The sequence below is a fragment of the Mycobacterium paraterrae genome, assembly GCF_022430545.2.
Lineage (GTDB): Bacteria > Actinomycetota > Actinomycetes > Mycobacteriales > Mycobacteriaceae > Mycobacterium > Mycobacterium paraterrae.
Genome location: NZ_CP092488.2, coordinates 4961115 through 4985052 on the forward strand (window position 1 = coordinate 4961115; position 23938 = coordinate 4985052).

Here is a 23938-nt window from a genome sequence, read left to right on the forward strand (position 1 = left end):
TCGGCTCAAAGGGGCCATGGTCAGTGAACCCCAATGACGCGGGTGTGCCCCCACTCGCATTCGTGCAAATGCTCGAGAGCCCGGCGTTTGACCCAGACGCCGTCGCGCGGCTTCGCAACATCATGGCTCGCGAAGGAACCGACGAGGCGACGCTGATTCAGCGTGATGTCCAGGCCCCGTTACGGTGGTTTCGTGAGGCGTACCCCGGTCTAGACATCGATCAGGCAACGCTGCTCGGATTTGCGTTAGCCGAACAGGCACAGTTGACGTCCTTCGGCCCGCTGAGTGTTCCGCTGGTCAGCGCGGGCTCAGTGGCCGAGATCGTAGAGCTGCTGACTTATCTGCCGTTGATCACGACGGCTGTCAAAGCACAGTTTCATCCAGATGACCAAGGCCTCACCGTCGGGCTCTGGGGACACACCAGCGATCGGGCCCTGGACTGCCTCGCCGTCACGTACGCCGGGTTGGCGTTGTTGCGACTGCTGGACATGCTCGTCCGTGCGGCGCCGACCCTCACACTCCACTTGAGTTGGCCAGCGCCCGCCGCCTTGAAAGATCGCGAGGACGACCTTACCGCCGGGCGCCTGTTCTTCGACGCTCCGATGTCCTTCCTCCATGTTCCCGCGGACACGCTCAACGAGGTGTGCCGGTTCTCCGATCCCGTCGCATACCGACTCGCCATCGTCGATCTGCAGCGAACTCTCGACCAGCGGAGCGAAACCACGTCGTTCTCGGAGAAGGTGAGACGGCTGCTGCAGAAGGAGCCCGGACGCCGAAGTAAACATTGGTTCGCACATGAGCTGTCAATGTCCACCAGCACACTCAAGCGGCGCCTCTCCGAAGAGGAGACCACCTTTCGCGAGTTGCGCCAAGCATTCCTGCGCGAGCGCGCGATGCTGCAGCTACTCGACCGATCCCTATCGGTGAGTGAGATAGCCACGGATCTCGGATACAGCGACCTCGCCAACTTCTCACACGCCTTCAAGCGATGGACCGGCCGCTCTCCGAGCGAGTTCCGGCTCTCACCACATTGAGCTGTCCCGGCGGGTCCGGAGATCCGACCTTTGCGGCGTCTTTCTGCAGCGTCGCCTCTCCCCGGGTGTTCGATGGAGGCCCGAGCCTGCGCGCCGGGCAGCAGATTCACCCGGTCACACAAGCCGGCCAGATGCTCGGCCAGCACCGAATCCAATTGGCGGGCATGACCGAAAGTGAACTCCCGCAACAGCGTTCCCATCGTTGACGGGGGATACACCCGGCGGAAAAAGGGATTTATGCCGCCAGCGCGGACCAGGTCGACATCATCGATGTAATCCGCGCCCGCTTACATGCTCGCGATCAGGGTGGCCAGTTTCGGAGCCGGATTGGCCGACCTCGACTTGACCCTGGGAGCTGCGATGTGAATCTTGTTGGCCAACAACTCCGATAGGCCTGCCTGCTCAGCCAGCGCCATCACCGGCACCAGGCCCGCGCACGACACCAGATATCCTCATCGAACACATCGGACCGCGGGGTGAACGTGTGGGACACTCGCGCCGGAAGTGCCGTTCTCGAACTGGACCGATTGTTGCCTGAACAATATCAATCTTCCCAGCTCAGAACGCACTTTCCTTATCCCGACACCCCGACAAACAGTCCATTGTCAGTGGATCGAGGCCAAGACCGCTCAAGTCACAGCTATCTATAGCCAACGCCGAGGTAGCGGAGCGCCACCCGCGAGATCCGCGCACCCGTGGTGGCGATGTCCGCGGAGGGAAGAACGACGTGACTCACGGTGAGCCGCACCAGAACGTCTGCGACCTCCTCGACGTCTTCGGAGTCGAGATCGGCGAAGTGGTCGTGAAACCACGCGACCAAAGCCGCGGAGGAGAGCTGGAGCAGGGACGCCGATGTCGGCAGGAGAGGAAGAACGCCCGTCGTCGGCGCACCGGCGCGATCATCCCCTGAGTGGTTGGACGTCAGCACCGACTTCAGGAGCGGACTGGCTTCTGCTTCACGCAGGGTGAACCGCACCGCTGCGGTGATGCCGCCCTGAACGTCGCCGGTGTGTTCGGCGAGAATGGCGTGGATACCCTCCAGGAAGCGCTGACCCTCGGCCACCACGAGCGCGTCACCAAGTCCCTGCTTATCGCCGAACTCCTTGTATAGCGTCGGTCGGGAGACGCCGACAAGTTCGGCGACCTCACTCACTCGGACTTGTTCCCAGCCCTTCTCAATGGTGAGTTCCCGTGTCGCCCTCAAGACCTGCTCGCGGATATGTCGGCGAAACGACATCCGCGCCGAATCAGTTGGCATACGAGCAGAATAGGTGGCGAACTGGGATCTCCCGCGCAGCCCGACGACTGGCGTCAAACGGTACGGTCGAGAAAGTCGACGACCGCCGTCGAGAATGCGTCGTTGTTGTCGCCAGCAACCATGTGGCCCGCGCCTGACACGTCAACGGTTTGCGCGTGGGGAACCAAGGTGAGGAAATCCTTCACTGTCTCTTCGGAGACTATGTCCGACAGCAGGCCGCGGACCAGCAGCGCCGGCGCGGACACCTGTCGCGCGCCATCGACAAGGAATGCGCTCATCATCTCGAACTCCTCTGCGCCGTCGTCTGAATCACTCTGCAGGAACTGAAAATTCGACGTCGCAAACGCCGGATCCCATCGCCAGGCCCAGCGACCGTCTCCACGTCGGCGGAGGACTTTTTGAAGGCCGTCGACGTTTTCGGGGCGAGGGCGGTGCGGGTTGTAGGCGGCGATCACGTCAGCGGCCGACTCTAGGCTGTCGAAACCTTCGGGATGGGCCGACATGAACGATAGGACTCGGCGGGCGCCGTGCATCTGCATTCGCGGAGTGATGTCAACCAGGACGACGGCCTGCCATAGCTCCGATGGGGCGAGCAAGTGCGTGCCGAGGATGGTCAAACCGCCCAACGATGCCCCGATCGCGGCAACTGGGCGGGCGGAGCCGGCGTACGCGCGCACGGCCAACAGGTCGGACCCCAGCCGTTCGATGTCATAGCGTCCGTCTGGATCCCAGTCGCTGTCACCATGTCCCCTTGCGTCGTAGGCGGCAACGGTGTAGCCCCGCTGATGCAATCGTTGGGCGGTGACATCCCAGGCGTGCCGGCTCTGACCACCGCCGTGAAGGAGCAACACGACCGCCCGCGGTCCGTCACAGCGGTAGAAGTCGACCGCCAGCGAGAGCCCATCCACCGTGGGCACGCGCTCGACGACAGGAGCGGACAAATCATGTGCTCTGTTTGCAGACATCAAGAGATGGCCTTCGGTGCGACGACGGTGACGGTGCCCTGCGCCGCACACACCGCTCTGCCGTCGTTGCAGATGTCGATACGTGCCACACCGCTGGTTCTGCCCAGCGAGATGATCTCAGCCGTGGCTACACAGGTTCCGCTGGAAACTGGACGAAGCAAATTCAGTTTGAACTCCGTCGTCGCGACCCAGGATCCCATCGGAATCACGGGATAAAACACCACTCCAAGGCAATGGTCGACCATGGCCGACAAGCAGCCGCCATGCAAGTTGCCGAAAGGCGTCTTCAGGTCGTCGCGTGCGTCCATCTCCGCGACGAGCCGTCCAGCAGTGAAGTCAGTGTGCCGGAAGCCGAGGTAACCGGCCAACCCGCCCGTGGTTTCTGCTGCGCTCTGCAGTTGTTCAGCGACCTGCTGGTTGAACGTGGTGAACTGCACAGACATGTCCGGCCTCCTACCTCAGCTGTGGTTGAGACATTACGCCTTGTCTGTCACATCGGTCGACAATGGTCGCTCGCCAGGATTGCGGGAAGGAGAAACCTTGAAAGAAATGTCCGGAGCCCGTCACGACTGCGCTCCCGCGGTCCTCGAACAGTCAGCAGGCTCAGTATCGTGCGGAGAACCCACTCGGCGGCGTCGTCGACGGAGACGCCCGGTTCTACGTAACTCCAGTGTCTCCTGAAGATGGGACGGAGAAACTCGGTGACGAGTTCGAAGAGTGACGTCGAGGTCCCCGCCGCGAGGCCAACGCCGGCGAGTTCCTCGTCGCTGCCGAACAACAATCCGATGATCTCTTCGCGGCGCGCGGCCTCAACTGTGTATTCCACGAAATCGACGAGAGCGGAGCCCAGATCGGTATGCTCCGCGATCCGGGGGTTGATGCGATCGAGATAGCGCTCGGCGGCGCGAATGATGACGCCCGACATCACCGCCTCCCGATTAGGGAAGTAGCGATACACCGTTGCCCTGGAGACACCCGCTGTTCTGCCGATGTCCTCCATGGTCGTGCCTACCACGCCGCAACTCTCTAGGCACCGCTCGGCAGCATCTAGCAATCGGTCGCGAGCGGAACCACGATCTGACGGCGCGGCGGCACCCCATCGCACCAACTTCGTCGACACAACAGCCAGTATGCCGCGGGCGCACACCATTGTGGCTTGACTGCAGATATGACACCATCGCATTCGTGTCTCACAACAGCCCGTGGCCCTGAGCGAGTGATCGATTGTCGGTAGAAGCGCGTACTCCGGTGGTGGTCGGCGTAGGCGAAGTAACCCATCGCGGGGACGACGTCGTCACCGGCCTCGGTTGGTATTCGACGAAACATTCGGTCGGTGTGTGGTCGGCCACCCCTCCACCAACCGGGTGGCGACTGATCGACACGGCAGACGAACAAGCTCAGATCGATTCATCGCGGCTGGCCGTCGCAGGCGTCGACGAGGCGACCGGTCGCGCGACAGTGGACGGGTACACGGTCGAATACGACCGAGACGGGCGACCTCGATGGACACCGATCATCGCGCACCTGTCCGACGGGCGAAGAGTCGTCGCACGCAGCGACGATCCGCAGATTGCCGAGGCGATGGCGGGCGAGATGTACGTTGGCAGAACGGTTTGCCTCCGAAACACAGGGTCGTCCACGGGATTCGAGCTTCCATGATCGCCGAGGCCATGGTGTTGACCGGACCGCGGAATCTGGAGCGGCGCCAGATGACCATCCCCGACGTCGGTGACCGCGGTGCGATCCTGCGAGTTGAAGCATGTGGTCTATGCGGTACAGATCACGAACAATTCACCGGACACCTGCCTGCCGGCTTCTCATTCGTTCCAGGTCACGAAATCGTCGGCATCGTCGAACATGTCGGCAATGCGGCCAGCGAACGCTTGTGCGTCCAGGCCGGCCAGCGCGTGGCCGTCGAGGTGTTCCGGTCCTGCCGAGACTGCCCGGAGTGTCGCCGCGGCGAATACCGGCGATGTGCGGTGAACGGCATCGCCACCATGTTCGGGTTCGTCGACGTGGAGATCGGCGCCGGGTTATGGGGCGGATACGCCACCCATGTGGAGCTTCCGTGGGACGCGATGCTACTCCCGATTGCCGAAGACATGGACCCCGTTCTCGCCACGTTGTTCAACCCTCTCGGGGCCGGTATCCAATGGGGGAAAACTCTTCCCGACACCAAGGCGGGGGGTATCGTAGCGATACTGGGACCGGGCATCCGCGGGATCTGCGCGGCGGTGGCGGCGAACGAGGCGGGAGCCGCTTTCGTCGCGATGACCGGCATCGGTCCACGCGACGATCAGCGACTGGCCATAGCCAGATCATTCGGTGTCGACCTGCCCATCGACGTATCGCAGGACGATGCAGTGACAGCGCTCCAGCGTGAGACAGGCGGACAGCTTGCCGACGTGGTCGTCGATGTCACCGCCAAAGCACCCTCCGCGTTCGCCGACGCCGTCGCCCTTGCCAGGCCTGGCGGCACGGTCGTGGTTGCCGGCACCCGCGGCGGAGGCGGCGCGCCCGGCTTTGAACCAGACACGCTGGTGTATAAGGAATTACACATCTCCGGTGCACTCGGCGTGGAGTATCCCGCCTACCGGGCAGCCCTCGAGATTCTGGCCACGCGCCGCTGGCCGTTCGACCGGATCACAAGAGAATCAACCGGATTCGCTGGTCTCGCGCCGCTGCTCAGTTCGCTTGCAGATGAAAATGCCAAATCGAGTGCGGCCCTGCACAACGTCTTCGTGCCCACGCCCTCACAGCATGCGGAGCTTCAACAGAGAAAGGTCACGTGACGAGGACGGAACGCGTACCGATGCTCGACCTTGAGCAGGCCCGGCTGCGGGCTGCCGAGTGTGGGCTGCCCGAAGAGATGGCAGAACTGTCAGTATTTCGCGTGGCACTTCACCAGCCGAGCCTCGCAGTGGCCCTGTACGGAATGCTCGAGGCGCTGCTATTTAACGGTGTGCTCGACGCCCGGCTACGCGAATTGATCATCATGCGCATCGGCTGGGTAACGGGGTCGGTATATGAGTGGACACAGCATTGGCGAATCGCGACGCTGCTCGGTGTGGCTTCGGATGACCTTCTGGCGGTGCGTGACTGGCAAAGTTCCAATCGTCTGGGCCATGCCGAGCGTGCAGTCCTGGCGGCGACCGATGATGTGGTACGTGACGGGGTCATTGCCGAGGAAAACTGGGCCGCGTGCCACAAGGCATTCAATGGCGATCACGCGGTTTTGGTCGAACTTGTCGGAGCGATCGCCAATTGGCGGCTCTTTTCGATCCTGCTTCGATCCTTGAATATTCCGCTTGAGTCGGGTACCGACTCCTGGCCGCCCGATGGGCGAGCCCCTCGACGTGACGATTGAGTAAAAACCGGTTGTTCAGCAGTCGCACCCAAGTTGAAGCTCGGTTACCCCTTATGTTCCTAGTCAGTTGTGGGCTATTGAATTTCAAACGGGTAGTTGTGATTTCGGTCTCATAGCCACGGTCTCGGGGTAATGCCACCAACTAAACATGTGGAGCCAACTGTTCTGGGACGCCTACACCAGCCGTGATGCCTCAGATCAAGATGCCCGCGAAATCTGATCCATGCCTCAGGTAAGAATGCCCGCGAAACGGCGTTGGGTCAGGAGGCCTTGATCCGGATGCCTTTGCGGGTGTCGGGTAGGGCGGTGGGGATGCTGGCGAGGTAGAGCTGTTCGGTTTTCTCCTTGGCCAGCTGGAGAAGTCGGTTCTGCAGGTCGGCGATCTGGCGTCCCATCGCGGCCGGGTTCAGGCTGTCGCGGTAGGTCAGGAGCTCCGATTCTTGGGCTGGTGAGAGGACGCCGGCCGCCAGTAGCCGGTCCAGTGGGGTCTTGGGCTGGTCGTAGAGACGGCGGCGCCGGCCGTCACCGCTGCTGGCGTAGCCGATGGGTTTGATGGTGGGGGTCAGGTAGTTGAGCCGGTCGTTGACCAGAGGCCAGAGCCGGTTGAGCACCGCACGTTCCTCGTCGGTGTCGTAGCGGTAGTAGAACCCGTACTTGCGGACGAGATGGTTGTTCTTGGACTCGATGGTGGCCTGGTCGTTCTTCTTGTACGGCCGGGAGCGGGTGAAGAAGATCTCCATCTGCCCGGCCCATTTGATGACGGCTTTGTTGAGGAACTCGGTGCCGTTGTCGAAGTCCAAACCAGTTACCTCATACGGTATTTCATGCACACCTGCTTTCAGGGCGGCCAGGATGTGGGTGTGGGCGTTGTTGCGCACGGTCCGCGTGAAAGTCCAGCCGGTGTGCACATCGGTGAGGTTGAGGGTGCGGGCGAACTCGCCCTTCAACGTCGGCCCGCAGTGCGCGACGGTGTCTCCTTCGAAAAAGCCTGGCGCAGCTTCGATTTCGTCGGTGGCCTTGCGAATCTTGACCGACGAGCGCAACAGCGGCGAGGGCTTGGTGGTGGACTTGCCCTTGATCTGGTCTTTGGCTTTCACCGGCGCCAGATAGCGGTCGATTGACGCCGAGCCTGTCACGAATTTTGTGTAAGTCAGAGGTGATTTGACTACGAATTGTAGTCTAACACAACGGAATTCGTCCCGGGAACAGTCTGGCGAGTGTGTTCAATGCCACAGTCCAGTTGTACGTTCCGGTGCCCGAGAATCCTCCTCTGTCGCTGGAGATGTTGCGCAATCCGAGATACAGCAACTTCATCGCGGCGTCCTTGTCGGGGAAATGGCCGCGGTTTTTGGTGATCTTGCGCAGCTGGAAGTTGATCGACTCGATGGCGTTGGTGGTGTAAACGATCTTGCGCAGCTCCACCGGATAATCCAGGAACGGCACGAACTCTGGCCAGGCGTTGCGCCAAACGTCGATTGCCCCAGGATATTGGGCCCCGTAGGCGGTGTCGAACTCTTTGAGCGCGAGCTCGGCGGCCTCGGTGGTCGACGCGCCATAGATCGCGCGCATCGAGGTCGCGACCTTCTTGCGGTCCTTGTAGGACACGAAGCGCATGGCGTTGCGGATGACGTGCACCACGCAGGTCTGCACCACGGTGTCGGGAAAGGTCGAGCGGATCGCATCAGGCAGCCCGGTCAGCCCGTCGCAGCAGGCGATCAGGATGTCGCGCACCCCGCGGTTGCGCAGGTCGATGACGACTTTCTGCCAGAATTTGGCGCCCTCGGAGTCTTGGATCCAGACCCCCAGGGCGTGTTTGCGGCCCTCCAGATCCACCCCGATGGCCAGATAGGCCACCTTGGTCGTGACCACCCCGTTGTCCTTGATGCGCAACCGCAGCCCGTCGATGTAGAGGATGGGATAGACCTCATCGAGCGGGCGGGACTGCCAGGCCTTGATCTCATCGACCACGACGTCGGTGACATTAGAGATCAGCTCGCGCGACACGGCAGCCCCGTACACCTCCTGCAGATGGGCTTCAATGTCGCGGGTGGTCATCCCGCGCGAATACAGCGACAACACAACGGAATTGATGTTATTGAGTCGGCGGGTCTTCTTGGGCACGATCGCCGGCTCGAACGATCCGTTGCGGTCGCGCGGCACGGAGATATCCACTGGACCGTTGACCGTGGACACCGTCTTCGAGCTGAACCCGTTGCGCGAATTGCCCGACCCGCGCCCGGCCAGATCCCCGGACTCATAGCCCAGATGATGAGTCATCTCGGTCTGCAGCGAGCGCTCCAGCACCGCCTTAGTCAACTCATTGAGCAAACCGTCCGCGCCGTCGATCGGAGTGCCCGACTTCACCGCATCCTTGATCAGCGAATCCAGCGTCTCCGCCGAAAACGTCTCGGCCAGCCGCCGCGCCGCCGACTTCTCCTCAGCCGACGACTGCGTGGTCTTCGTCACAAAACACTCCTTCTGTCCGCCCCAACGGCGGTCCGATCTTGGACCACCCCGGACTTACACAGATGGAATGACACGCCCTTGACGCCGCGCTCATCGCCAACAGCTCCTCGCGCACCGTCGGGCTGTAACGGTCACGGCCAAAGACCAACTCGCCGTGGCGCTCCAACCCGTCGAGCTGCAGGGCCATCGAAGCAGCCAGGTACTTGCCGCACTGCCCACCCGAGGCGGCCCAGACCTTCTGCAGCACCTTACGGGTGTCATAGCTGTACTTCGGCGAGCGCGGTTTGCGCGGCCGTTTTGCGACACTGCGGCCCGCACCCGGCGGGCGCCTGGCCGCTACCGTGAGCCGCCGGCGGGCGTTATCACGCGACCAGCCGGTCACCTCGACCACCTGATCCAGAATCCGGCCCCGGTCCTTCTTCGAAGCCCTCACATACGCCTTGGCGTACCTGGCGGTGACCTCGGCACGAGACGCCATCGACAACCCACTTCCCATGCTCCACGACGATCACCATTTCGCGGGCATTCTTACGTGAGGCACCGAGGGCGTTTCGCGGGCACTTTTCGTGAGTCAAGCCGCCAGCTGAAGCACGCTCCGTCATACGAATACGATCCAAGGCATGTCGAGGTTCTTCGCGACTCAGGCCAACTGTTACTACTGGGAGAGTCGTTCAATCGGGTCGCTGGCAACAGAACGCCAATGAAGGCGATCGCCAGCAGTCACCGCACACAGCACCTCAAGCAGAGAATTCAAGAGCCCGCTGCTGCAAGCTAGACCCGGCGTCCGACACCGAGGCGCTGCCGCCTCCATGCAGCTGACCACGAACGCCAGCTGCGCCGAAGTCCCACCGGGGACGGCAAACACCTTCCGCCGCAACACCTTCGGATGCAGCTTGGACGGAAGGCCACCAGCCACCATGATATCGACCGTCTCGGCGTCGCCAGCACCGCGGACGAATCGGTGTACCGGCCCGTTGCCACCTCGCCTCCGGCTTGCGCAGGTCAATCTCTCAGGTCGTCGTTGCCACACTCAGGAGTGACATGTACAAATCACGGTTCAGCGAGTGTACAGTTCACGGTGTGGAGGTATCCGTGACCGAGTTGCGCGCGCACCTTAGCGATTGGCTCGATCGAGTTCGGGCTGGTGGTGAGGTCGTCATCACCGACCGCGGGATTCCGGTCGCGCGACTCGCTGCGCTGGACAGCGCAGGCACCTTGGAGCGTCTCACGGCCGAAGGCGTGATTGGCAGGGCCACCGCGCAGCGGCCCGTCGCTGCGGGACGGTCCCGGCCCAGGCCGCGGCGGCCGGTGTCTGACCAGGTCAGCGACCAGCGGCGCTGACCGGTGCCGCTCGTCTACTTCGACGCCAGCGCCCTCGTCAAACTTCTCACCACCGAGACAGGGAGCTCGCTGGCGTCCGCGCTATGGGACGGCTGCGACGCCGCATTGTCCAGCCGTCTGGCCTACCCCGAAGTCCGCGCCGCACTCGCTGCAGCAGCCCGCAATCACGACCTAACTGAATCCGAGCTCGCCGCTGCCGAGCGTGACTGGGAGGACTTCTGGGCCGCCACCCGCCCAGTCGAACTCACCGCGACAATTGAACAGCACGCCGGCCGCCTCGCCCGCGCCCATGCCTTGCGCGGAGCCGACGCTGTCCATCTGGCCAGCGCGTTGGCAGTCGGCGACCCCGGCCTGATCGTCGCCGTTTGGGACCGACGCCTGCACGCCGGAGCCCAAGCCGCCGGGTGCCGACTCGCCCCCGCCCAACTCGACCGCTAATCCGACCGCTCGACGTCAGAGGTGGGTCGACCCCGGCATGGATGACGATCAGGTACCGATTCGCCAGGTCAGAACCCGTGTCGTAAGTGGCCAAGTCCCCCCTCGGACACCCGACGGAGGCGAGCGAAATGAATGCTTGCATTCATTTCCGAGCCGACGGGGTGTGGTGAGTGGCGAAGCCGCGTTGTCATGATTCGAGTCGTAGGTGACGAATGAGTCGCGTCATGGGTTACAGATTCCCCGGCTTTGGGCCGGGGCTTTTGTTTTAGTTGACCGCCAGCGGCCCGGGGATGACTGGCACGGCACGGAAAGTAGTCGACATCCACATCAGTTCCGGGTGCAACTCCCGGGTCCTTCACCAACCCCGTTAGGAGCACTGTATGCCTCTGGCCCGTATCGACCTCATCGAGGGCAAGTCAGCGGAGTACCGCCGTACCATTGCCGATGTCGTCTACGACCAGATGATCAAATGCCTTGGCGTACCCGAGGATCGATTTCAGACCATCAGCGAACACAAGGCGGAGAACTTCTTCTTCGACGCCGACTATCTCGGCATCTACAGGTCCGAGAACTGCATCTTTATCCAGCTGATTTTCCTCGACGTCGCGACCCCGGAGCAAAAGGCCAAATTCTACGAGGCTGTCGTGAACGACTTGGAGGAGAAGCTGCAAGTGCGGCCCGAGGACGTCTTCTTCAACCTCATGACGGTTGGGCCCGCGGACTTCTCCATGGGCCTGGGGGTGGCAACCTATGTGAGAGGGGTACCAGCCGACCGTCTCGACCCAAACTCCATCCCGCAGTGACGATTTCAGCTTTGCCCCGCGCGGAGCAACCTCGACGGACCGTCTCCGTGTGACCTAGTCGGACCATCGTTTAAAGATGAACACGGCCCTCGACTGGCGCCGGCAGTTCGGATACCGGAGCCGGAACTGGTTCTGGAAGTGTGGTGAGCGGCGAAGCCGCGATCACACCTGACCGACTGAGAATCGGTCGGGCCGCATTGCGCGCGTAGCGTAATAGATATGCAGGAATCAGCGCGCGACAGGGCGGACGCCGACGACCGCGCGGCGACCCTCAACGAACAGATAGCTCAAGGCCACGAGTGGGCCGCCGACGGGAAGCTCGGAGGTAACTCCGACCTTCATGACGAGGCTGCCACCAGATACCGCCGGGTTGCGGGACAGGATCGTTCCGACGCCCAAGCCGCCAGGGACGGAACCGACGAACCGGCCGACTAGGCGCACCGCCAGGGATCGCGAAAGTGCAACCAGCGACGTCTTTTTCCGAGTGAACCTGTCGGCAGTTGCACTTCCGGCGCGGCTCGGCGCTGACGGGTCCACACTCGAGACATGCGCACCTTCCGGGACCGCCATGACGCCGGACGCGTGCTCGCGGGGGAATTGGCGTCATACCGCGGGAAAGCCGACCTGCTGGTGCTCGGGTTGGCCCGCGGCGGCGTGCCGGTCGGCTGGGAAGTCGCCGCGGCGCTGGGTGCCGAACTCGACGTGTTCGTGGTGCGCAAGCTCGGCGTGCCGCAGTGGCCCGAGCTGGCCATGGGCGCAGTGGCCAGCGGCGGCGGTGTGGTGATGAATGACAGCGTGGTCGCCAACCTGCAGATCGGCGAGGACCAGGTGCGCCGCGCCATCGATCGGGAGACCGCCGAGCTGCATCGCCGCGAGCAGGCTTACCGGGGTGGACGACCGCCGGCCGACCCGCGCGGCCGGACCGTGATCGTGGTGGATGACGGCATCGCCACTGGCGCAAGCATCCTTGCCGCGGTGCGGGCCCTTGAGGCGGCCAAGCCGGCCGCGATCGTTGCCGCTGTGCCGGTCGGCCCGCGGTCGGTGTGCCAACTACTGGCCGAGGAGGCCGACGACGTGGTGTGCGCGACGATGCCCGAAGATTTCGGCGCGGTAGGACAGGTGTTCGCCGACTTCACTCAAGTCAGCGACGACGAGGTCCGCGAACTGCTGCAGTCCGCGCCGCGCCGCTAGTGCTTGGTGTGATCGTCGCTGACGCTGTCGTCCGCGTGCTCGGAATCCGGATGGGCCGAAGCCTCCTCGGACTCCTCGTCCGCGTCGTCTGGATAGTCGGCGGCGGGCTCGTCGTCGTGTGTGTCGGGCGTCGATGAATCGCTGGCCGTCGAACCCGTCCCTCTACGCTGCCGTTCCTGCAGCGCGTCGACGATCAGCAGCACCACACCGAGCACGCTGGCGCCGATGCACACCCACGCGACCAGCTCGTTGCTCGTAATAACGGCGAATACGAGCGCGGCAAGGCCGATCACCGCGAGCACCAGCGAGATAATCAGCATCGATCAACCTCCAGCCGACAAGGCGACACTGCCAACTGCGCAGGATAGCGACAGCCGGGGTCAGTATCGCTGACCGGCCTAGTTATTACCGCGATTGAACTGGTTGAATCCCGCTGAATCGTTGTTGGCGCTGGAATCGACCGGCGCCGCGGATCCGCGCTGACCCAATTCCTCGAGCTGAGACTCCAGGTAGGTCTTGAGGCGGGTGCGGTATTCGCGCTCGAAGGTGCGCAGTTGCTCGAGCCGGCCTTCCAGCACGGTGCGTTGCTGGTTGATCGTGCCCATGATCTCGGAGTGCTTGCGTTCGGCGTCGGCCTGCAGGGCGTCGGCCTTCTCCTGAGCCTGGCGCAACTGGGTCTCGGACCGGGTCTGCGCGTCGGCCAGCAGAGCGTCGGCACGCTGACGAGCCTCGGAGACGGTGGTCTCGGCCTCGCGGCGGGCGTCGCCGACAATCTGCTCGGCGTTGGCGCGGGCGTCGGACAGCAGCTTGTCCGATTCTGCCTGGGCGGTGCTGGTCAGCCGGTCGGCGGTGTCCTGCGCCAGGCTGAGCACGCGGGCGGCCTTAATGGCCTGCTCTTCACCTAGCGACGGCGAGGCAGCAGGTGCCGCGACGGGAGCGGGCTGCGGCGGCTTGACCGGCTCGGGCTCGGCCTCGTACACCGGAATCGTTTGAGTGGCTTGCGCACTGGTGCCGCCGCCGGCACGGGCGCTGGCCAGCTCCTGGTCCAGTTCGGCTACGCGCTGGCGCAGGTCGGAGTTCTCCTCGATGAGCCGTGTCAGCTCGTTCTCGACCAGATCGAGGAACGCGTCGACCTCATCCTCGTTGTAACCACGCTTGCCGATCGGCGGCTTGCTGAACGCCACATTGTGGACGTCTGCGGGTGTCAGCGGCATTCTTAGCCCCCTTGGGTGTGGACGGTTCTACCGACCGGGAAAGTGTAGAACGCGTAGAACGGTGTCGTAGCCATGCTGCAACTGCCGCCCATCCTGTCACACCAGACCCGCCGGTTGCCGAATCGGCTAATAATTAAGACCGAATTTCAAAGATTAAGAGGTAACAATTCGGCCTCTTACGAGATTCGAATCCGCGTCCCAGCAAACTGCCTTCGCCGGCACGCTCCGAGGCGCCTCAGGCGTGGTAGTCCAGCGCCATGGTCATGCCGATGAAGGCCACCAGCAGCAGCACCATGATGGACAGGTCGAAGCGCACCGCACCGACCGTGAGCTGTGGGATCAGCCGTCGCAGCAGGTTTACCGGTGGATCGGTGACCGACAGGATGATTTCCAGCACCACGACGGTCAGCCCGCGCGGGTGCCAGTCCCGGCTGAACGACCGAATGAACTCAACGACCACGCGCGCGATCAGCAACAACCAAAAGATGAACAGCGCAAAACCGATGATGTGCACTAACAGCGTCAACGACAGCCCGACCTTAGTGATGAAGATGTGACCTTGGCGACAGCCCACGCTGCATTCGAGCAGGGCGAAGTCAGCCTACCGGCTAGGGCTCCGAGCCGCCGTGCGGCTATTGGTAAGCGTAAAACCCGGTCTCGGCGATGCGTCGACGCTCCTCGGGAGAGACGTCGACGTCGGCCGGCGAGAGTAAGAACACCTTCGTGGCCACCTTGTCGAATGAGCCGCGCAGCGCGAAGGCCAGGCCGGCGGCGAAGTCGACCAGCCGCTTTGCGTCGGCGTTGTCCATCGAGACCAGGTCCATAATCACCGGGGTGCCGTCGCGGAACCGCTCACCAATGGTGCGGGCCTCGCTGTAGTCCTTCGGGCGCAGCGTGGTGATCTTCGACAGCGGGCTGCTCTCGTCGAACAACATCGCCATTCGGCGTGGGTCCATCGCCAGAGCACCGCGGGTAGAGCCACGCAGCGACCCGAAGCGGGATCGGGGCATGTCGCTGCGCTCGTAGTCGGGTCCGCGGAAACGCGGTTCGTCGGCATAACCACCGCGGTAGCTCCCGGCGCCGTACTCGGCGGGTTCGCCGCGCGGATCGTCGTATTCGCGACCCTCGTAACGGCCGTAACCGTCGTCGGCGAATCGCTGCCGCGGGTAGCCGCTGGGCCGGCCCGGCCCGTGGTCGTCGTAGTACTCGTCGTCGTAGTCCTCCATGGGAGCCATCCCGAAGTAAGCCTTGACCTTGTGCAATGTGCTCATCGCTTGACCCTTCTACAGCTCTCAGGATTCCGGTGTCTGTGATGAAGATGTGACTGGAGTGACTATTGACGGTGACGATAGAGGCCTTTGACCCAACAATGCGGTACCGACACGCACACACGTCGAACCGTGTTTGACCGCCGTCTCGAGGTCGTTCGACATTCCGGCGGACAATCCGACCGCGTCAGGGTGAGTCTGTTGCACCCGCTGATGTTCCGACTGCAGCCGTGCGAACGCGCGATCCGGCTCCCAATCCAGCGGCGGGATACCCATCAGCCCAACCAGTTCCAATGCGTCGGCGGCGTCGACTTGCGCGCAGATTTCGTCGACCGCGCCGGTATCGGAGATGTCAACCCCGCCACGCGACACATCACCGTCGAGGCTGATTTGGACGTAGACGCGCAGCGGTATGGTCCGTCGCCCCTCGTCCAACGCCCCCTCCACGGCCCGATCGAGCACGGTCACCACGCGGCTGCTGCTGACCGAGTGCGCGGTATGCGCCCAGCCGGCAAGCGAGCGGGCCTTGTTGCGCTGGATGGTGCCGACCATGTGCCAGTGCCGTTGAGCGGCAGCGCGATCCGCCTCCCCCGAGCGGTCCAGCAACCGCTCGACGTCGGTGACCTTGGCCGCCGCTTCCTGGTCGCGGGATTCACCGAAGTCGCTGCATCCCAATCGCGACAGAATCGCGACATCGGTTGCCGGAAAGAATTTGGTAATAGGCAGGAGTTGAATGTCGTCGAGTTTGCGGCCGGCCGCTTTGGCGGCCGCGGCGAGCCGTGAACGGACGGCCGACAAAGAATCGGTCAATTCCTTTTCTCGGTCCGGCTGAGTCGATTCGTCGAGCGCCACACTCATTCCATCCACACCACGGAGGCCAGGCGTCCGGTCGGGGCGCCACGACGATGGCTGAACAGGTCGGTGTCGTCGACCGTGCACCGCGGGTCGACGTCGATCGCGCTCACCCCCAATGTCGTGAGTTGGCGGGCGATTCCGGCGCGCAGATCCAGGCCTGGTGTGCCCGCCGAGGTGGTGGTGCGACTGCCCGGCAACGCTGCCTCGACGTCGTCGGCCATCGCCGCTGGCACTTCGTAGTTGCGCCCGCTGACCGCCGGGCCCAGCAGCACGGAGATGTCCTGCTCGTGGGCACCGAGGCCGACCATTGCTTCGACGGCACGAGCCACCACGCCGTCGCGGGCTCCGACCCGGCCGGCGTGCACGGCCGCGACCACACCGGCCCGCGCATCGGCCAAAAGCACGGGAACGCAGTCGGCGGTCACCACCGCCAACGCCAATCGTGGTGTGCGCGTGACGAGTCCGTCGGTGTTGTCGAGCGGAGCAGGGCGTGGGCCGTCGACGACCTCGATGTGGTCGCCATGTACCTGGTTCATCCAGACCACCCGGTCGGCACCCAGGCCGATGGCCGTACCCAGCCGCTTGCGGTTGGCGGCGACGGCGGCCGGGTCATCGCCGACATGGTCGCCGAGATTGAAGCTGTCGAATGGCGGCGACGAGACACCGCCGGCTCGGGTCGTGCTGACCCGCCGGATGCGAACACTCACCAGTCCAGTATCCGGCGGAAGCAAGGCCGCCATCGCGTGGTGCCGCTGCGGCTGATTGCCGCACTCCTCCGCACGCCGCGTCGCGGCCTGCATCGTCGTCCGGCTAGCGCCGCATGAACGGCGGCACGTCGACATCGTCATCCTCGCCACCGCCGATGTCGAAGGTGGCGCCATTCGTCGGCACCGAGACGCTGACCGCGTCGGCGGGTTCGAACAAGCTGGAGCTGACCTTGCCGTGTTTGCCCGACGCAACGATGCCCGATGTCGACGGGGCACCGGCGTTGCCGACGACCGGCTTGCGACCGGGACCCGCGGCATCGAAGCCCGCGGCGATCACTGTCACCCGCACTTCGTCGCCGAGCGAGTCGTCGATGACCGTCCCGAAGATGATGTTGGCGTCTTGGTGGGCCGCGTCCTGCACCAGCGACGCCGCCTCGTTGATCTCGAACAGCCCGAGGTCGCTGCCGCCGGCGACCGAGAGCAGCACGCCCTGAGCGCCTTCCATCGACGCCTCGAGCAGCGGCGAGTTGATCGCGATCTCCGCGGCTTTCAACGCCCGGCCGTCGCCGCGGGCCGACCCGATTCCCATCAGCGCGGTGCCCGCGCCGCTCATCACGCCCTTGACGTCGGCGAAGTCGACGTTGATCAGCCCCGGAGTGGTGATCAGGTCGGTGATGCCTTGGACACCGTTGAGCAGTACCTCGTCGGCGCTGCGGAACGCGTCCATCAGCGACACCGCGGCGTCACCCATCTGCAGCAGGCGGTCGTTGGGGATGACGATCAGCGTGTCACAGCTTTCCCGCAGCGCCGAGATGCCGTTTTCGGCCTGATTGCTGCGGCGCTTGCCCTCGAAGGAGAACGGCCGGGTGACGACGCCGACGGTCAGAGCGCCCAGCTTGCGCGCGATGCTGGCGACGACGGGGGCACCGCCGGTACCCGTTCCGCCGCCTTCACCCGCCGTGACGAAGACCATGTCGGCCCCGCGCAGCAGTTCCTCGATCTCGTCTTTGGCGTCCTCGGCGGCCTTCTTGCCGACCTCGGGGTCGGCACCTGCACCCAGACCACGGGTGGAGTCGCGACCGACGTCGAGCTTGACGTCGGCATCGCTCATCAACAGCGCCTGGGCGTCAGTGTTGATGGCGATGAACTCCACGCCTTTGAGCCCTTGCTCGATCATGCGGTTGACGGCGTTGACACCACCGCCGCCGATACCCACGACTTTGATGACGGCCAAGTAATTGTGCGGCGGGGTCATCATGCTGTCTTCCTCCCTGGTGGGACTGCGTGAAAGCGAACCGGGTGGCAAACCTCAACCTTTAGTAAAGGGTTAGAGTTATGTCAAGTTGATTCGCGCAAACAGAACGGTATGGCCGCCATGCGTGGGATCGATGCAGGCGCGCCGAAACACGCCGGGCGAATTTCAGCCGATTTGTCCGGCGTGCCTTCTGCCGCGCGTCACCGCCTGCGGCACAAAGCCTTCAGCGCCGCGGCGGGCTAGCCGTAATAGGCGAAGCTGCAGGTGGGCCGAGGTTCGGTCTTGAACGACAACAACTTGCCGTCCATCGTGATCGTGCAGGTGATGGCGTCGTCACCACCGTCAGCGGTGACGGAGGTCGACACTTCGTCATACACGGGATATTGCTTTTCCCACGGCAGCGTCACGCCGGTTTCGGTGGTCTGCGGGCCGCCGTTGATCTGATAGCGGATAGTCACCGGCCCGGTGGCGCCGCTGACCCGCATCGTCGCGGTGCCGATCTGTGATCCGGGATCGGCTTGCGCCTGCGGCGTGCACGACACGGCGGCGGCAAGGCTCAGCACGATGACGACGTTTTTTCTCACGGACCGAATCTACGGCGAAATCGGATGGTCGCCGGACACTTATTTGACCGTCGGCAGATCCGGACTGGACACGTCGTAGATCCGCCCCGGCCGGGTCAACAGCGCCGCGAGTTTCTGGGCCTTTTCCTCGGTCCGGTCGTTGGTCCCCCAGATCACCTTGCGCCCGTCGGTCAGCGTCAACGTGATGGACGCGACGGAGGGCGCCGCGATCCGGCTCACCTGCGCGACAACCTCGGGCCGCAACGCGGTGAGCACCGCAAGCGCAGCCTTGGTCGTCGGATCGGCCGGGCCCGGGTTGTCGACGTCGATATACGGCAGCGCCGGTGGCGGCGGTGCGGTCGCGAAATCCACGCCGTCGCGGTCGAACAAGTGCGGGCCGTCAGGAAAGTCCTTGACCACCACGGGAATGCGCTCGACGATGGTGATCATCAGCGTCGAGGGATAGTCACGCTGCACACGTGCGCTGGCCACTCGGCGAATCGCGGCGACTCGGTCGGCGACGTTGTCAGTGTTGATCTGCAGCAGCGGAGTACCGGGCTTGACGTGTGCCGCATCGAGCACCTCGTCGCGGGTCACCGCGCCGGTGCCGGTCACGGTGATGCCACGGGCCGCCATCAGCGGGGTGAAATACAGGATCAGCGCCGCTCCGACGATCCCGACGACCAGCAGAAGCGACACCAGAAACAGCTTCAGGCCCCGGACCGTCCCGCGCGCAACGGGTTTCGATGCGGCCGCACCTCGTCCGCGGGCTGCGCGTTTGGCTTCCCGACGAGCCTGTTCGATCGCCATCGCGCGGGCTTGCGCCTCCCGGCGCTCGGCGCGTTCCCGGCGCTCGCGCCGCCTCGGGCCCTCGACCGGCTCGGGTTCGCCGGCCGGCTCCGATTCGCCGTCACCATCGCTCGTTTCGGTGATCGGGTCGGCGGTGACGTCGTCGACGGGCTCGTCCGTCGTTTCGCCGTGCGCCTCGGTCACCGCGACGCCCCCGGCGCGCTGCGGTTGGCGCGGACCCGCAGCGCGGTCACGATCTCGGGTGCCAGCATGGTGACGTCGCCGGCGCCCATGGTCACTACGACATCGCCGGGCAGCGCGGTGGCGGCCACCGCCTCGGCGACGGTAGACAGGTCCGGCAGGTATTGCGTCGGGACACCGACATGCTCGGCGACGCTCGCCCCGCTCACTCCGGCGATGGGTTGCTCGCGGGCACCGTAGACGTCCAGCACGAATACCTGGTCGGCGCCGTCGAGGGCCGCCCCGAATTCGGCGGCGAAAGCCTGGGTGCGCGAGTACAGGTGCGGCTGAAACACCACCAGCGAACGCCCGGTGCCGGCCTGTTCAAGGAGCGTCCGCACCGCCCCCAGCGTGGCGCGGACCTCCGTCGGGTGGTGCGCATAATCGTCGAACACCTTTACCGCAGAGGCGGTTCCGATCAAATCGAAGCGGCGGCGCACACCTTCGAAACCGGCCAGCCCGTCCAGTACGCATTCGACGTCGGCGCCGATCTCGACGGCGGCCAGCAGGGCGCCCAGCGCGTTGAGCGCCATGTGCCGGCCGGGCACCGACAGCCGCATCGCCCGCGGACGGGTTTCACCGTCGAGTGCGATGTGCGCGACCGCCTCGGTGCCCTGCTGCTCCCACGACAGCAGCGTCCCGGCCAGCCCGTCGCCGGACGAACCGTAGCGCAGTACCCGGATACCCAGCGCCGCAACGCGATCCGCCAGCGCCGCGGCCCCCGGGTCGTCGACGCAGACCACCAGCGCGCCGCCTGGGGCGATACGTTCGGCGAAAGAGTCGAACACCGCGGTGTAGGCCTCGGGGCTGCCGAAGAAGTCGAGGTGGTCGGCCTCGATGTTGGTGACCACCGCGACATGCGGGGTGTACTCCAGCAGCGAGCCGTCGCTCTCGTCGGCTTCGGCGACAAAGCAGTCGCCACTGCCGTGATGGGCGTTGGTGCCCGCTTCACCCAGCTCACCGCCGACGGCGAAGGACGGGTCACGCCCGCAATGTTGTAGTGCCACGATCAACATCGACGTGGTGGTCGTCTTGCCGTGCGTCCCGGTCACCATCAGCGTGGTCCGCCCCGCCATGAGCTTGGCCAGCACGGCCGGCCGTAATACCACCGGAATCCCGCGACGGCGGGCCTCGACGAGCTCGGGGTTGGTCTTGGGAATCGCGGCGTGAGTGGTGATCACCGCGGTCGGTCCGCCGGGCAACAGGTCCAGCGACGATGCGTCGTGACCGATCCGGATCTCCGCGCCGCGCGCCTGCAGCGCACGCACGCCGCGCGACTCCTTGGCGTCCGATCCCGAGACCTGTCCGCCCCGGTCCAGCAGGATGCGGGCGATCCCCGACATGCCCGCTCCCCCGATGCCGACCATGTGCACGCGCTGCAGCTCGGGAGGCAGCGACTGGCTCATCGGTCCGCTCTCCCCGCGCGCGCGACGTCCAGCGCACGGCGCCTTTTTTGCGCGCGCCTCCCGTCCCGCGCTTCGCGCGCGACGTCCAGCGCGACGCGGGCCACCTGCCGAGCCGCTTCCGGGTGACCGACCAGCGTCGCGGCCGCCGTCATCGCCGCCAGCCGCGACTCGTCGCCGAGCAGGCCGGCCACCTGCTCGGCGACAAAGCTCGGGGTCAGGTCGGCGTCGGCGACCACCATTCCCCCACCTGCTTTGACCACCGGCAACGCATTGAGGCGCTGCTCGCCGTTGCCGATCGGCAGCGGCACATAGATCGCGGGCAGACCGACCGCGGTCACCTCGGCGACGGTCATCGCGCCGGACCGGCAGATCGCCAGGTCGGCGGCGGCGTACGCGAGATCCATTCGGCTCAGATACGGCACCGCAACGTAGGGCGGATCGCCCGGCCGCGGATCGGGAAGGTCGAGCGTGTTTTTAGCGCCGTGCGCGTGCAGCACCGCCACCCCTGCGGCCGCCAGATCGGTGGCCGCCGCGGCGACCGCACGATTGATGGACACCGCGCCCTGCGAGCCGCCGAACACCAACAGCACCCGGGCGTCGTCGGCGAAGCCGAAGTGCGCCCGCGCGGTCGATCGCAGCGCGGCACGGTCCAGCGAGGTGATCGCCTCGCGAACCGGGACGCCGACCACCTCGGCGCGGCGCAGTCCCGGGTCGGGCACCGCCGAGAGGATCCTCTGCGCGCTGCGGGCTCCGACCCGGTTGGCCAATCCGGCGCTGGCGTTGGCTTCGTGGATCACCACCGGCACCCGACGGCCACGCCGCGCCGCGCCGCGAGCGGCCAGATAGGCCGGCAGCGCCACATAGCCGCCGAATCCGATGACGACGTCGGCGTCGACCTTGTTCAGTACGGCCCGGGTCTGCCGCACGGCGCGCAGCACACGTGCCGGCAACCGGGCGAGATCGCCGGTGGGTTTGCGGGGCAACGGGACCGGGGTGATCAGCTCGAGCGGGTAGCCGCGCTCGGGCACGAGTCTGGTCTCCAGGCCGCGTGCGGTGCCCAGCGCGGTGATGCGGACGTCGGGTTCGAGGCTGACCAGGGCGTCAGCAACGGCCATCGCGGGCTCGACGTGGCCGGCTGTGCCGCCGCCCGCAAGCACAACCGACAGCGACGAAGGCCCGGCTGGCTCTCTGACCGAGTCGTTCACCCGTAGCGTTGCCTTTCCAATGCTCGACGGCCGTGTGCCTGACGCTCGCCGGTGTACCGCTGTCCGCCTACATGATGCCTTGCGCGTGCGGCGCGCTTGTCCGCCGCAGGTGGCTTGGGCGGTCGCGCGGCGCGCCCCGGCGGGGGCTTGCGCTGCGGCTTGGCCTGCTGCGGCTTGGTACGCAACCGGTCGCGCAGCGCCTCGACCCGGGTCGGCGAATAGGGCTCTGGCAGCGGCAGCCGCAGAATGCGGGTCATCCGGTCGTCGCGGCCTGCGCGCAGGGCGGCGACCGCCTCGGGTTCGTGACGGGCCGCATTCGCCATCATGCCGATCATCACTAGCGTTGTCGCCGTTGATGTTCCGCCCGCCGATATCAACGGCAACTGGATGCCGGTGACGGGCAAGAGCCCGATCACGTAGCCGACGTTGATGAACGACTGGCCGATCACCCACAGGGTGGTGGTCGCGGTCAGCAGTCGCAGGAACGGATCAGCGGAGCGACGGGCGATGCGCATTCCGGTGTAGGCGAACAGACCGAACAGGCCAAGCAGACCGAGCGCGCCGACCAGGCCCAACTCCTCGCCGATGATCGCGAAGATGAAGTCGTTGTGCGCGTTGGGGAGGTAGTTCCACTTCGCGGTGCCCTGGCCCAGCCCGTCACCGAACACACCGCCGTTGGCCAGCGCGTATTTGGCCTGCCGGGCTTGATATCCCGAGTCCTGCGGGTCTTGGCCCGGGTCCAGCCACGACCGCACGCGGTCAGAGCGGTAACCAGCCGTCATCGCCAAAACGCCGGCCGCGACGATCGCCAGGCCGAGCGAACTCAGGAACACGCGCAGCGGCAACCCCGCGTACCACAGCAGACCCAGCAGGATGATGACCATCGACACCGTCTGGCCGAGGTCGGGCTGGGCCAGGATGAGCGACAGCGCGATGATCGCGGCCGGGATCAACGGAATGAGCATTTCGCGCAGCGAGGCTCGTTCCATGCGCCGCGCCGCCAGCAGGTGTGCGCCCCAGATAGCGAACGCGATCTTGGTCAGCTCGGAGGGCTGCATCGAGAAGCCTGCGATCACGAACCATCCGCGAGAACCATTGGCTTCCTTGCCGATTCCCGGGATCAGCACGAGTACCAGCATGACGATGGTGGTGGCGAAGCCGGTGAAGGCCATCCGACGCATGAACCGCACCGGCAAGCGCAGCGCCAGATAGCAGGCGAATAGGCCGATGACGGTCCAGAGGACCTGGCGACCGAAGATCGTCCAGGCCGAGCCGTCGTCGTCATAGGAGCGCACCCCGGACGCCGACAGCACCATGATCAGGCCGAGCGTCGTCAGCAGGGCAGCCACCGCGACGATCAAGTGAAATGAGGTCATCGGCCGGCCCAGCCAGGCCCCGAACCGGGTGCGCGGCTCGCCGACGACGACCTTGGCGGCCTCAGCGGCCTTGGCGGGCTTGGCGGGCTTGCCGTTCTCGACGTCGGCCGCGGCCGGGTCAGCGGCTGCCTGCTCCGCCAGCTGGCCGTCGTTGGTCCCCCGGCGCAGCAGCCGGGCCAGTGCGGGTTTCACCGCTG

The 23938-nt window shown here is 65.1% G+C and carries 25 protein-coding genes and 4 pseudogenes; 9 read left to right on the plus strand and 20 right to left on the minus strand.

Features of this window, described 5'->3' with window-relative positions:
- Positions 1 to 68 precede the first annotated feature (68 nt).
- The gene (locus tag MKK62_RS23865; protein ID WP_059087303.1) at positions 69 to 1034 is read left to right on the plus strand and encodes a helix-turn-helix transcriptional regulator; all 966 of its coding nucleotides are present in this window, start codon (positions 69 to 71) and stop codon (positions 1032 to 1034) included.
- A gap of 68 nt (positions 1035 to 1102) precedes the next feature.
- Here the strand turns inward: MKK62_RS23865 and MKK62_RS23870 are convergent.
- The 5 genes and pseudogenes from MKK62_RS23870 to MKK62_RS23890 form a co-directional block, all read right to left on the minus strand.
- Positions 1103 to 1527: pseudogene (locus MKK62_RS23870) on the minus strand (IS1380 family transposase); the annotation flags it as partial.
- Positions 1528 to 1674: 147 nt separating this feature from the next.
- Positions 1675 to 2253, minus strand: coding sequence for a TetR/AcrR family transcriptional regulator (locus MKK62_RS23875; protein ID WP_174682934.1), 579 nt, complete (start codon positions 2251 to 2253; stop codon positions 1675 to 1677).
- A 92-nt stretch (positions 2254 to 2345) separates the two neighbouring features.
- Positions 2346 to 3257: an alpha/beta fold hydrolase gene (locus MKK62_RS23880; RefSeq protein ID WP_046286740.1), complete on the minus strand. Its 912-nt coding sequence runs from the start codon at positions 3255 to 3257 to the stop codon at positions 2346 to 2348.
- Positions 3257 to 3694: a PaaI family thioesterase gene (locus MKK62_RS23885; RefSeq protein WP_046286743.1), complete on the minus strand. Its 438-nt coding sequence runs from the start codon at positions 3692 to 3694 to the stop codon at positions 3257 to 3259. Before MKK62_RS23885 ends, MKK62_RS23880 begins: the two co-directional genes overlap by 1 nt.
- A 53-nt stretch (positions 3695 to 3747) precedes the next feature.
- Entirely contained in the window at positions 3748 to 4272 is a 525-nt protein-coding gene (locus MKK62_RS23890) for a TetR/AcrR family transcriptional regulator (protein ID WP_008256180.1), read from the minus strand.
- 275 nt (positions 4273 to 4547) lie between these two features.
- On the opposite strand from MKK62_RS23890, the pseudogene MKK62_RS23895 reads away from it, so the two are divergent.
- The 3 genes and pseudogenes from MKK62_RS23895 to MKK62_RS23905 all read left to right on the plus strand — a co-directional run.
- A pseudogene (locus MKK62_RS23895) lies at positions 4548 to 4916 on the plus strand (acetyl-CoA acetyltransferase); the annotation flags it as partial.
- Entirely contained in the window at positions 4913 to 6049 is a 1137-nt protein-coding gene (locus MKK62_RS23900) for a zinc-dependent alcohol dehydrogenase (RefSeq protein WP_240263415.1), read from the plus strand. The pseudogene MKK62_RS23895 and the gene MKK62_RS23900, both read left to right, overlap by 4 nt.
- Positions 6046 to 6624 carry a carboxymuconolactone decarboxylase family protein gene (locus tag MKK62_RS23905; protein WP_036428816.1) on the plus strand — a complete coding sequence of 193 codons (579 nt, stop codon included), beginning with the start codon at positions 6046 to 6048 and terminating at the stop codon, positions 6622 to 6624. Before MKK62_RS23900 ends, MKK62_RS23905 begins: the two co-directional genes overlap by 4 nt.
- 260 nt (positions 6625 to 6884) lie before the next feature.
- Here MKK62_RS23905 and MKK62_RS23910 read toward each other — a convergent pair whose 3' ends face one another.
- The 3 genes from MKK62_RS23910 to MKK62_RS23920 are packed head-to-tail and all read right to left on the minus strand — an operon-like array spanning position 6885 to position 9568.
- A complete protein-coding gene (locus MKK62_RS23910) occupies positions 6885 to 7760 on the minus strand; it encodes an integrase catalytic domain-containing protein (RefSeq protein ID WP_240263414.1) in 876 nt (291 codons plus the stop codon).
- Positions 7761 to 7803: 43 nt separating this feature from the next.
- Positions 7804 to 9039, minus strand: a complete 1236-nt coding sequence (locus MKK62_RS23915; protein WP_046187329.1) for an IS256 family transposase — start codon at positions 9037 to 9039, stop codon at positions 7804 to 7806.
- Positions 9040 to 9061: 22 nt separating this feature from the next.
- Positions 9062 to 9568: a hypothetical protein gene (locus MKK62_RS23920; RefSeq protein WP_240263413.1), complete on the minus strand. Its 507-nt coding sequence runs from the start codon at positions 9566 to 9568 to the stop codon at positions 9062 to 9064.
- Positions 9569 to 9976: 408 nt separating this feature from the next.
- On the opposite strand from MKK62_RS23920, the pseudogene MKK62_RS23925 reads away from it, so the two are divergent.
- The 5 genes and pseudogenes from MKK62_RS23925 to MKK62_RS23945 all read left to right on the plus strand — a co-directional run.
- A pseudogene (locus MKK62_RS23925) lies at positions 9977 to 10431 on the plus strand (type II toxin-antitoxin system Phd/YefM family antitoxin).
- Between the two features lie 3 nt (positions 10432 to 10434).
- Positions 10435 to 10869, plus strand: coding sequence for a type II toxin-antitoxin system VapC family toxin (locus tag MKK62_RS23930; RefSeq protein WP_059087301.1), 435 nt, complete (start codon positions 10435 to 10437; stop codon positions 10867 to 10869).
- Between the two features lie 380 nt (positions 10870 to 11249).
- Positions 11250 to 11672 (plus strand): tautomerase family protein, encoded by a 423-nt coding sequence (locus MKK62_RS23935; RefSeq protein ID WP_240263412.1) that lies wholly within the window; start codon positions 11250 to 11252, stop codon positions 11670 to 11672.
- 219 nt (positions 11673 to 11891) lie between these two features.
- Positions 11892 to 12107, plus strand: coding sequence for a hypothetical protein (locus MKK62_RS23940; protein ID WP_240263411.1), 216 nt, complete (start codon positions 11892 to 11894; stop codon positions 12105 to 12107).
- 114 nt (positions 12108 to 12221) lie between these two features.
- Positions 12222 to 12863: pseudogene (locus MKK62_RS23945) on the plus strand (phosphoribosyltransferase); the annotation flags it as partial.
- On the opposite strand, the gene MKK62_RS23950 reads toward MKK62_RS23945, so the two are convergent.
- From MKK62_RS23950 to ftsW, 12 genes are all read right to left on the minus strand, one after another.
- Positions 12860 to 13183, minus strand: coding sequence for a DUF308 domain-containing protein (locus MKK62_RS23950; protein ID WP_240263410.1), 324 nt, complete (start codon positions 13181 to 13183; stop codon positions 12860 to 12862). The pseudogene MKK62_RS23945 and the gene MKK62_RS23950 sit on opposite strands and share 4 nt — an antisense overlap.
- Positions 13184 to 13261: 78 nt before the next feature.
- Positions 13262 to 14077 carry a DivIVA-like cell division protein Wag31 gene (wag31, locus tag MKK62_RS23955; protein ID WP_240263409.1) on the minus strand — a complete coding sequence of 272 codons (816 nt, stop codon included), beginning with the start codon at positions 14075 to 14077 and terminating at the stop codon, positions 13262 to 13264.
- A gap of 235 nt (positions 14078 to 14312) precedes the next feature.
- A complete protein-coding gene (locus MKK62_RS23960) occupies positions 14313 to 14603 on the minus strand; it encodes a YggT family protein (protein WP_240263408.1) in 291 nt (96 codons plus the stop codon).
- Positions 14604 to 14709: 106 nt separating this feature from the next.
- A complete protein-coding gene (locus MKK62_RS23965; RefSeq protein WP_240263407.1) occupies positions 14710 to 15348 on the minus strand; it encodes a cell division protein SepF in 639 nt (212 codons plus the stop codon).
- 21 nt (positions 15349 to 15369) lie between these two features.
- Positions 15370 to 16203, minus strand: coding sequence for a YggS family pyridoxal phosphate enzyme (locus tag MKK62_RS23970; protein ID WP_240263406.1), 834 nt, complete (start codon positions 16201 to 16203; stop codon positions 15370 to 15372).
- Complete coding sequence (gene pgeF, locus MKK62_RS23975) at positions 16200 to 16907, minus strand: peptidoglycan editing factor PgeF (protein ID WP_240263405.1); 708 nt, start codon at positions 16905 to 16907, stop codon at positions 16200 to 16202. The genes MKK62_RS23970 and pgeF overlap by 4 nt, the downstream gene beginning before the upstream one ends.
- 103 nt (positions 16908 to 17010) lie before the next feature.
- Positions 17011 to 18162 (minus strand): cell division protein FtsZ, encoded by a 1152-nt coding sequence (gene ftsZ, locus MKK62_RS23980; RefSeq protein ID WP_240263963.1) that lies wholly within the window; start codon positions 18160 to 18162, stop codon positions 17011 to 17013.
- Between the two features lie 239 nt (positions 18163 to 18401).
- Positions 18402 to 18746, minus strand: a complete 345-nt coding sequence (locus tag MKK62_RS23985; RefSeq protein ID WP_240263404.1) for a hypothetical protein — start codon at positions 18744 to 18746, stop codon at positions 18402 to 18404.
- A 39-nt stretch (positions 18747 to 18785) separates the two neighbouring features.
- Positions 18786 to 19718, minus strand: coding sequence for a cell division protein FtsQ/DivIB (locus tag MKK62_RS23990; RefSeq protein ID WP_434084989.1), 933 nt, complete (start codon positions 19716 to 19718; stop codon positions 18786 to 18788).
- Complete coding sequence (murC, locus tag MKK62_RS23995; protein WP_240263403.1) at positions 19715 to 21160, minus strand: UDP-N-acetylmuramate--L-alanine ligase; 1446 nt, start codon at positions 21158 to 21160, stop codon at positions 19715 to 19717. Before murC ends, MKK62_RS23990 begins: the two co-directional genes overlap by 4 nt.
- Positions 21157 to 22365, minus strand: coding sequence for an undecaprenyldiphospho-muramoylpentapeptide beta-N-acetylglucosaminyltransferase (gene murG, locus MKK62_RS24000; RefSeq protein ID WP_240263402.1), 1209 nt, complete (start codon positions 22363 to 22365; stop codon positions 21157 to 21159). The genes murC and murG overlap by 4 nt, the downstream gene beginning before the upstream one ends.
- On the minus strand, positions 22362 to 23933 hold the full coding sequence (gene ftsW / locus MKK62_RS24005) for a putative lipid II flippase FtsW (RefSeq protein WP_240263401.1): 1572 nt from the start codon (positions 23931 to 23933) through the stop codon (positions 22362 to 22364). The genes murG and ftsW overlap by 4 nt, the downstream gene beginning before the upstream one ends.
- Positions 23934 to 23938 lie beyond the last annotated feature (5 nt).

Excerpts from the sequence above, each read along its gene's own strand:
- wag31 (WP_240263409.1), bottom strand. The coding sequence starts at position 14,077 with ATGCCGCTGACACCCGCAGACGTCCACAATGTGGCGTTCAGCAAGCCG.
- MKK62_RS23900 (WP_240263415.1), top strand. The coding sequence starts at position 4,913 with ATGATCGCCGAGGCCATGGTGTTGACCGGACCGCGGAATCTGGAGCGG.
- MKK62_RS23935 (WP_240263412.1), top strand. The coding sequence starts at position 11,250 with ATGCCTCTGGCCCGTATCGACCTCATCGAGGGCAAGTCAGCGGAGTAC.
- MKK62_RS23950 (WP_240263410.1), bottom strand. The coding sequence starts at position 13,183 with ATGCTGATTATCTCGCTGGTGCTCGCGGTGATCGGCCTTGCCGCGCTC.
- MKK62_RS23940 (WP_240263411.1), top strand. The coding sequence starts at position 11,892 with ATGCAGGAATCAGCGCGCGACAGGGCGGACGCCGACGACCGCGCGGCG.
- MKK62_RS23970 (WP_240263406.1), bottom strand. The coding sequence starts at position 16,203 with ATGAGTGTGGCGCTCGACGAATCGACTCAGCCGGACCGAGAAAAGGAA.
- MKK62_RS23880 (WP_046286740.1), bottom strand. The coding sequence starts at position 3,257 with ATGTCTGCAAACAGAGCACATGATTTGTCCGCTCCTGTCGTCGAGCGC.
- MKK62_RS23865 (WP_059087303.1), top strand. The coding sequence starts at position 69 with ATGCTCGAGAGCCCGGCGTTTGACCCAGACGCCGTCGCGCGGCTTCGC.
- MKK62_RS23965 (WP_240263407.1), bottom strand. The coding sequence starts at position 15,348 with ATGAGCACATTGCACAAGGTCAAGGCTTACTTCGGGATGGCTCCCATG.
- murC (WP_240263403.1), bottom strand. The coding sequence starts at position 21,160 with ATGAGCCAGTCGCTGCCTCCCGAGCTGCAGCGCGTGCACATGGTCGGC.
- MKK62_RS23920 (WP_240263413.1), bottom strand. The coding sequence starts at position 9,568 with ATGGCGTCTCGTGCCGAGGTCACCGCCAGGTACGCCAAGGCGTATGTG.
- ftsZ (WP_240263963.1), bottom strand. The coding sequence starts at position 18,162 with ATGACCCCGCCGCACAATTACTTGGCCGTCATCAAAGTCGTGGGTATC.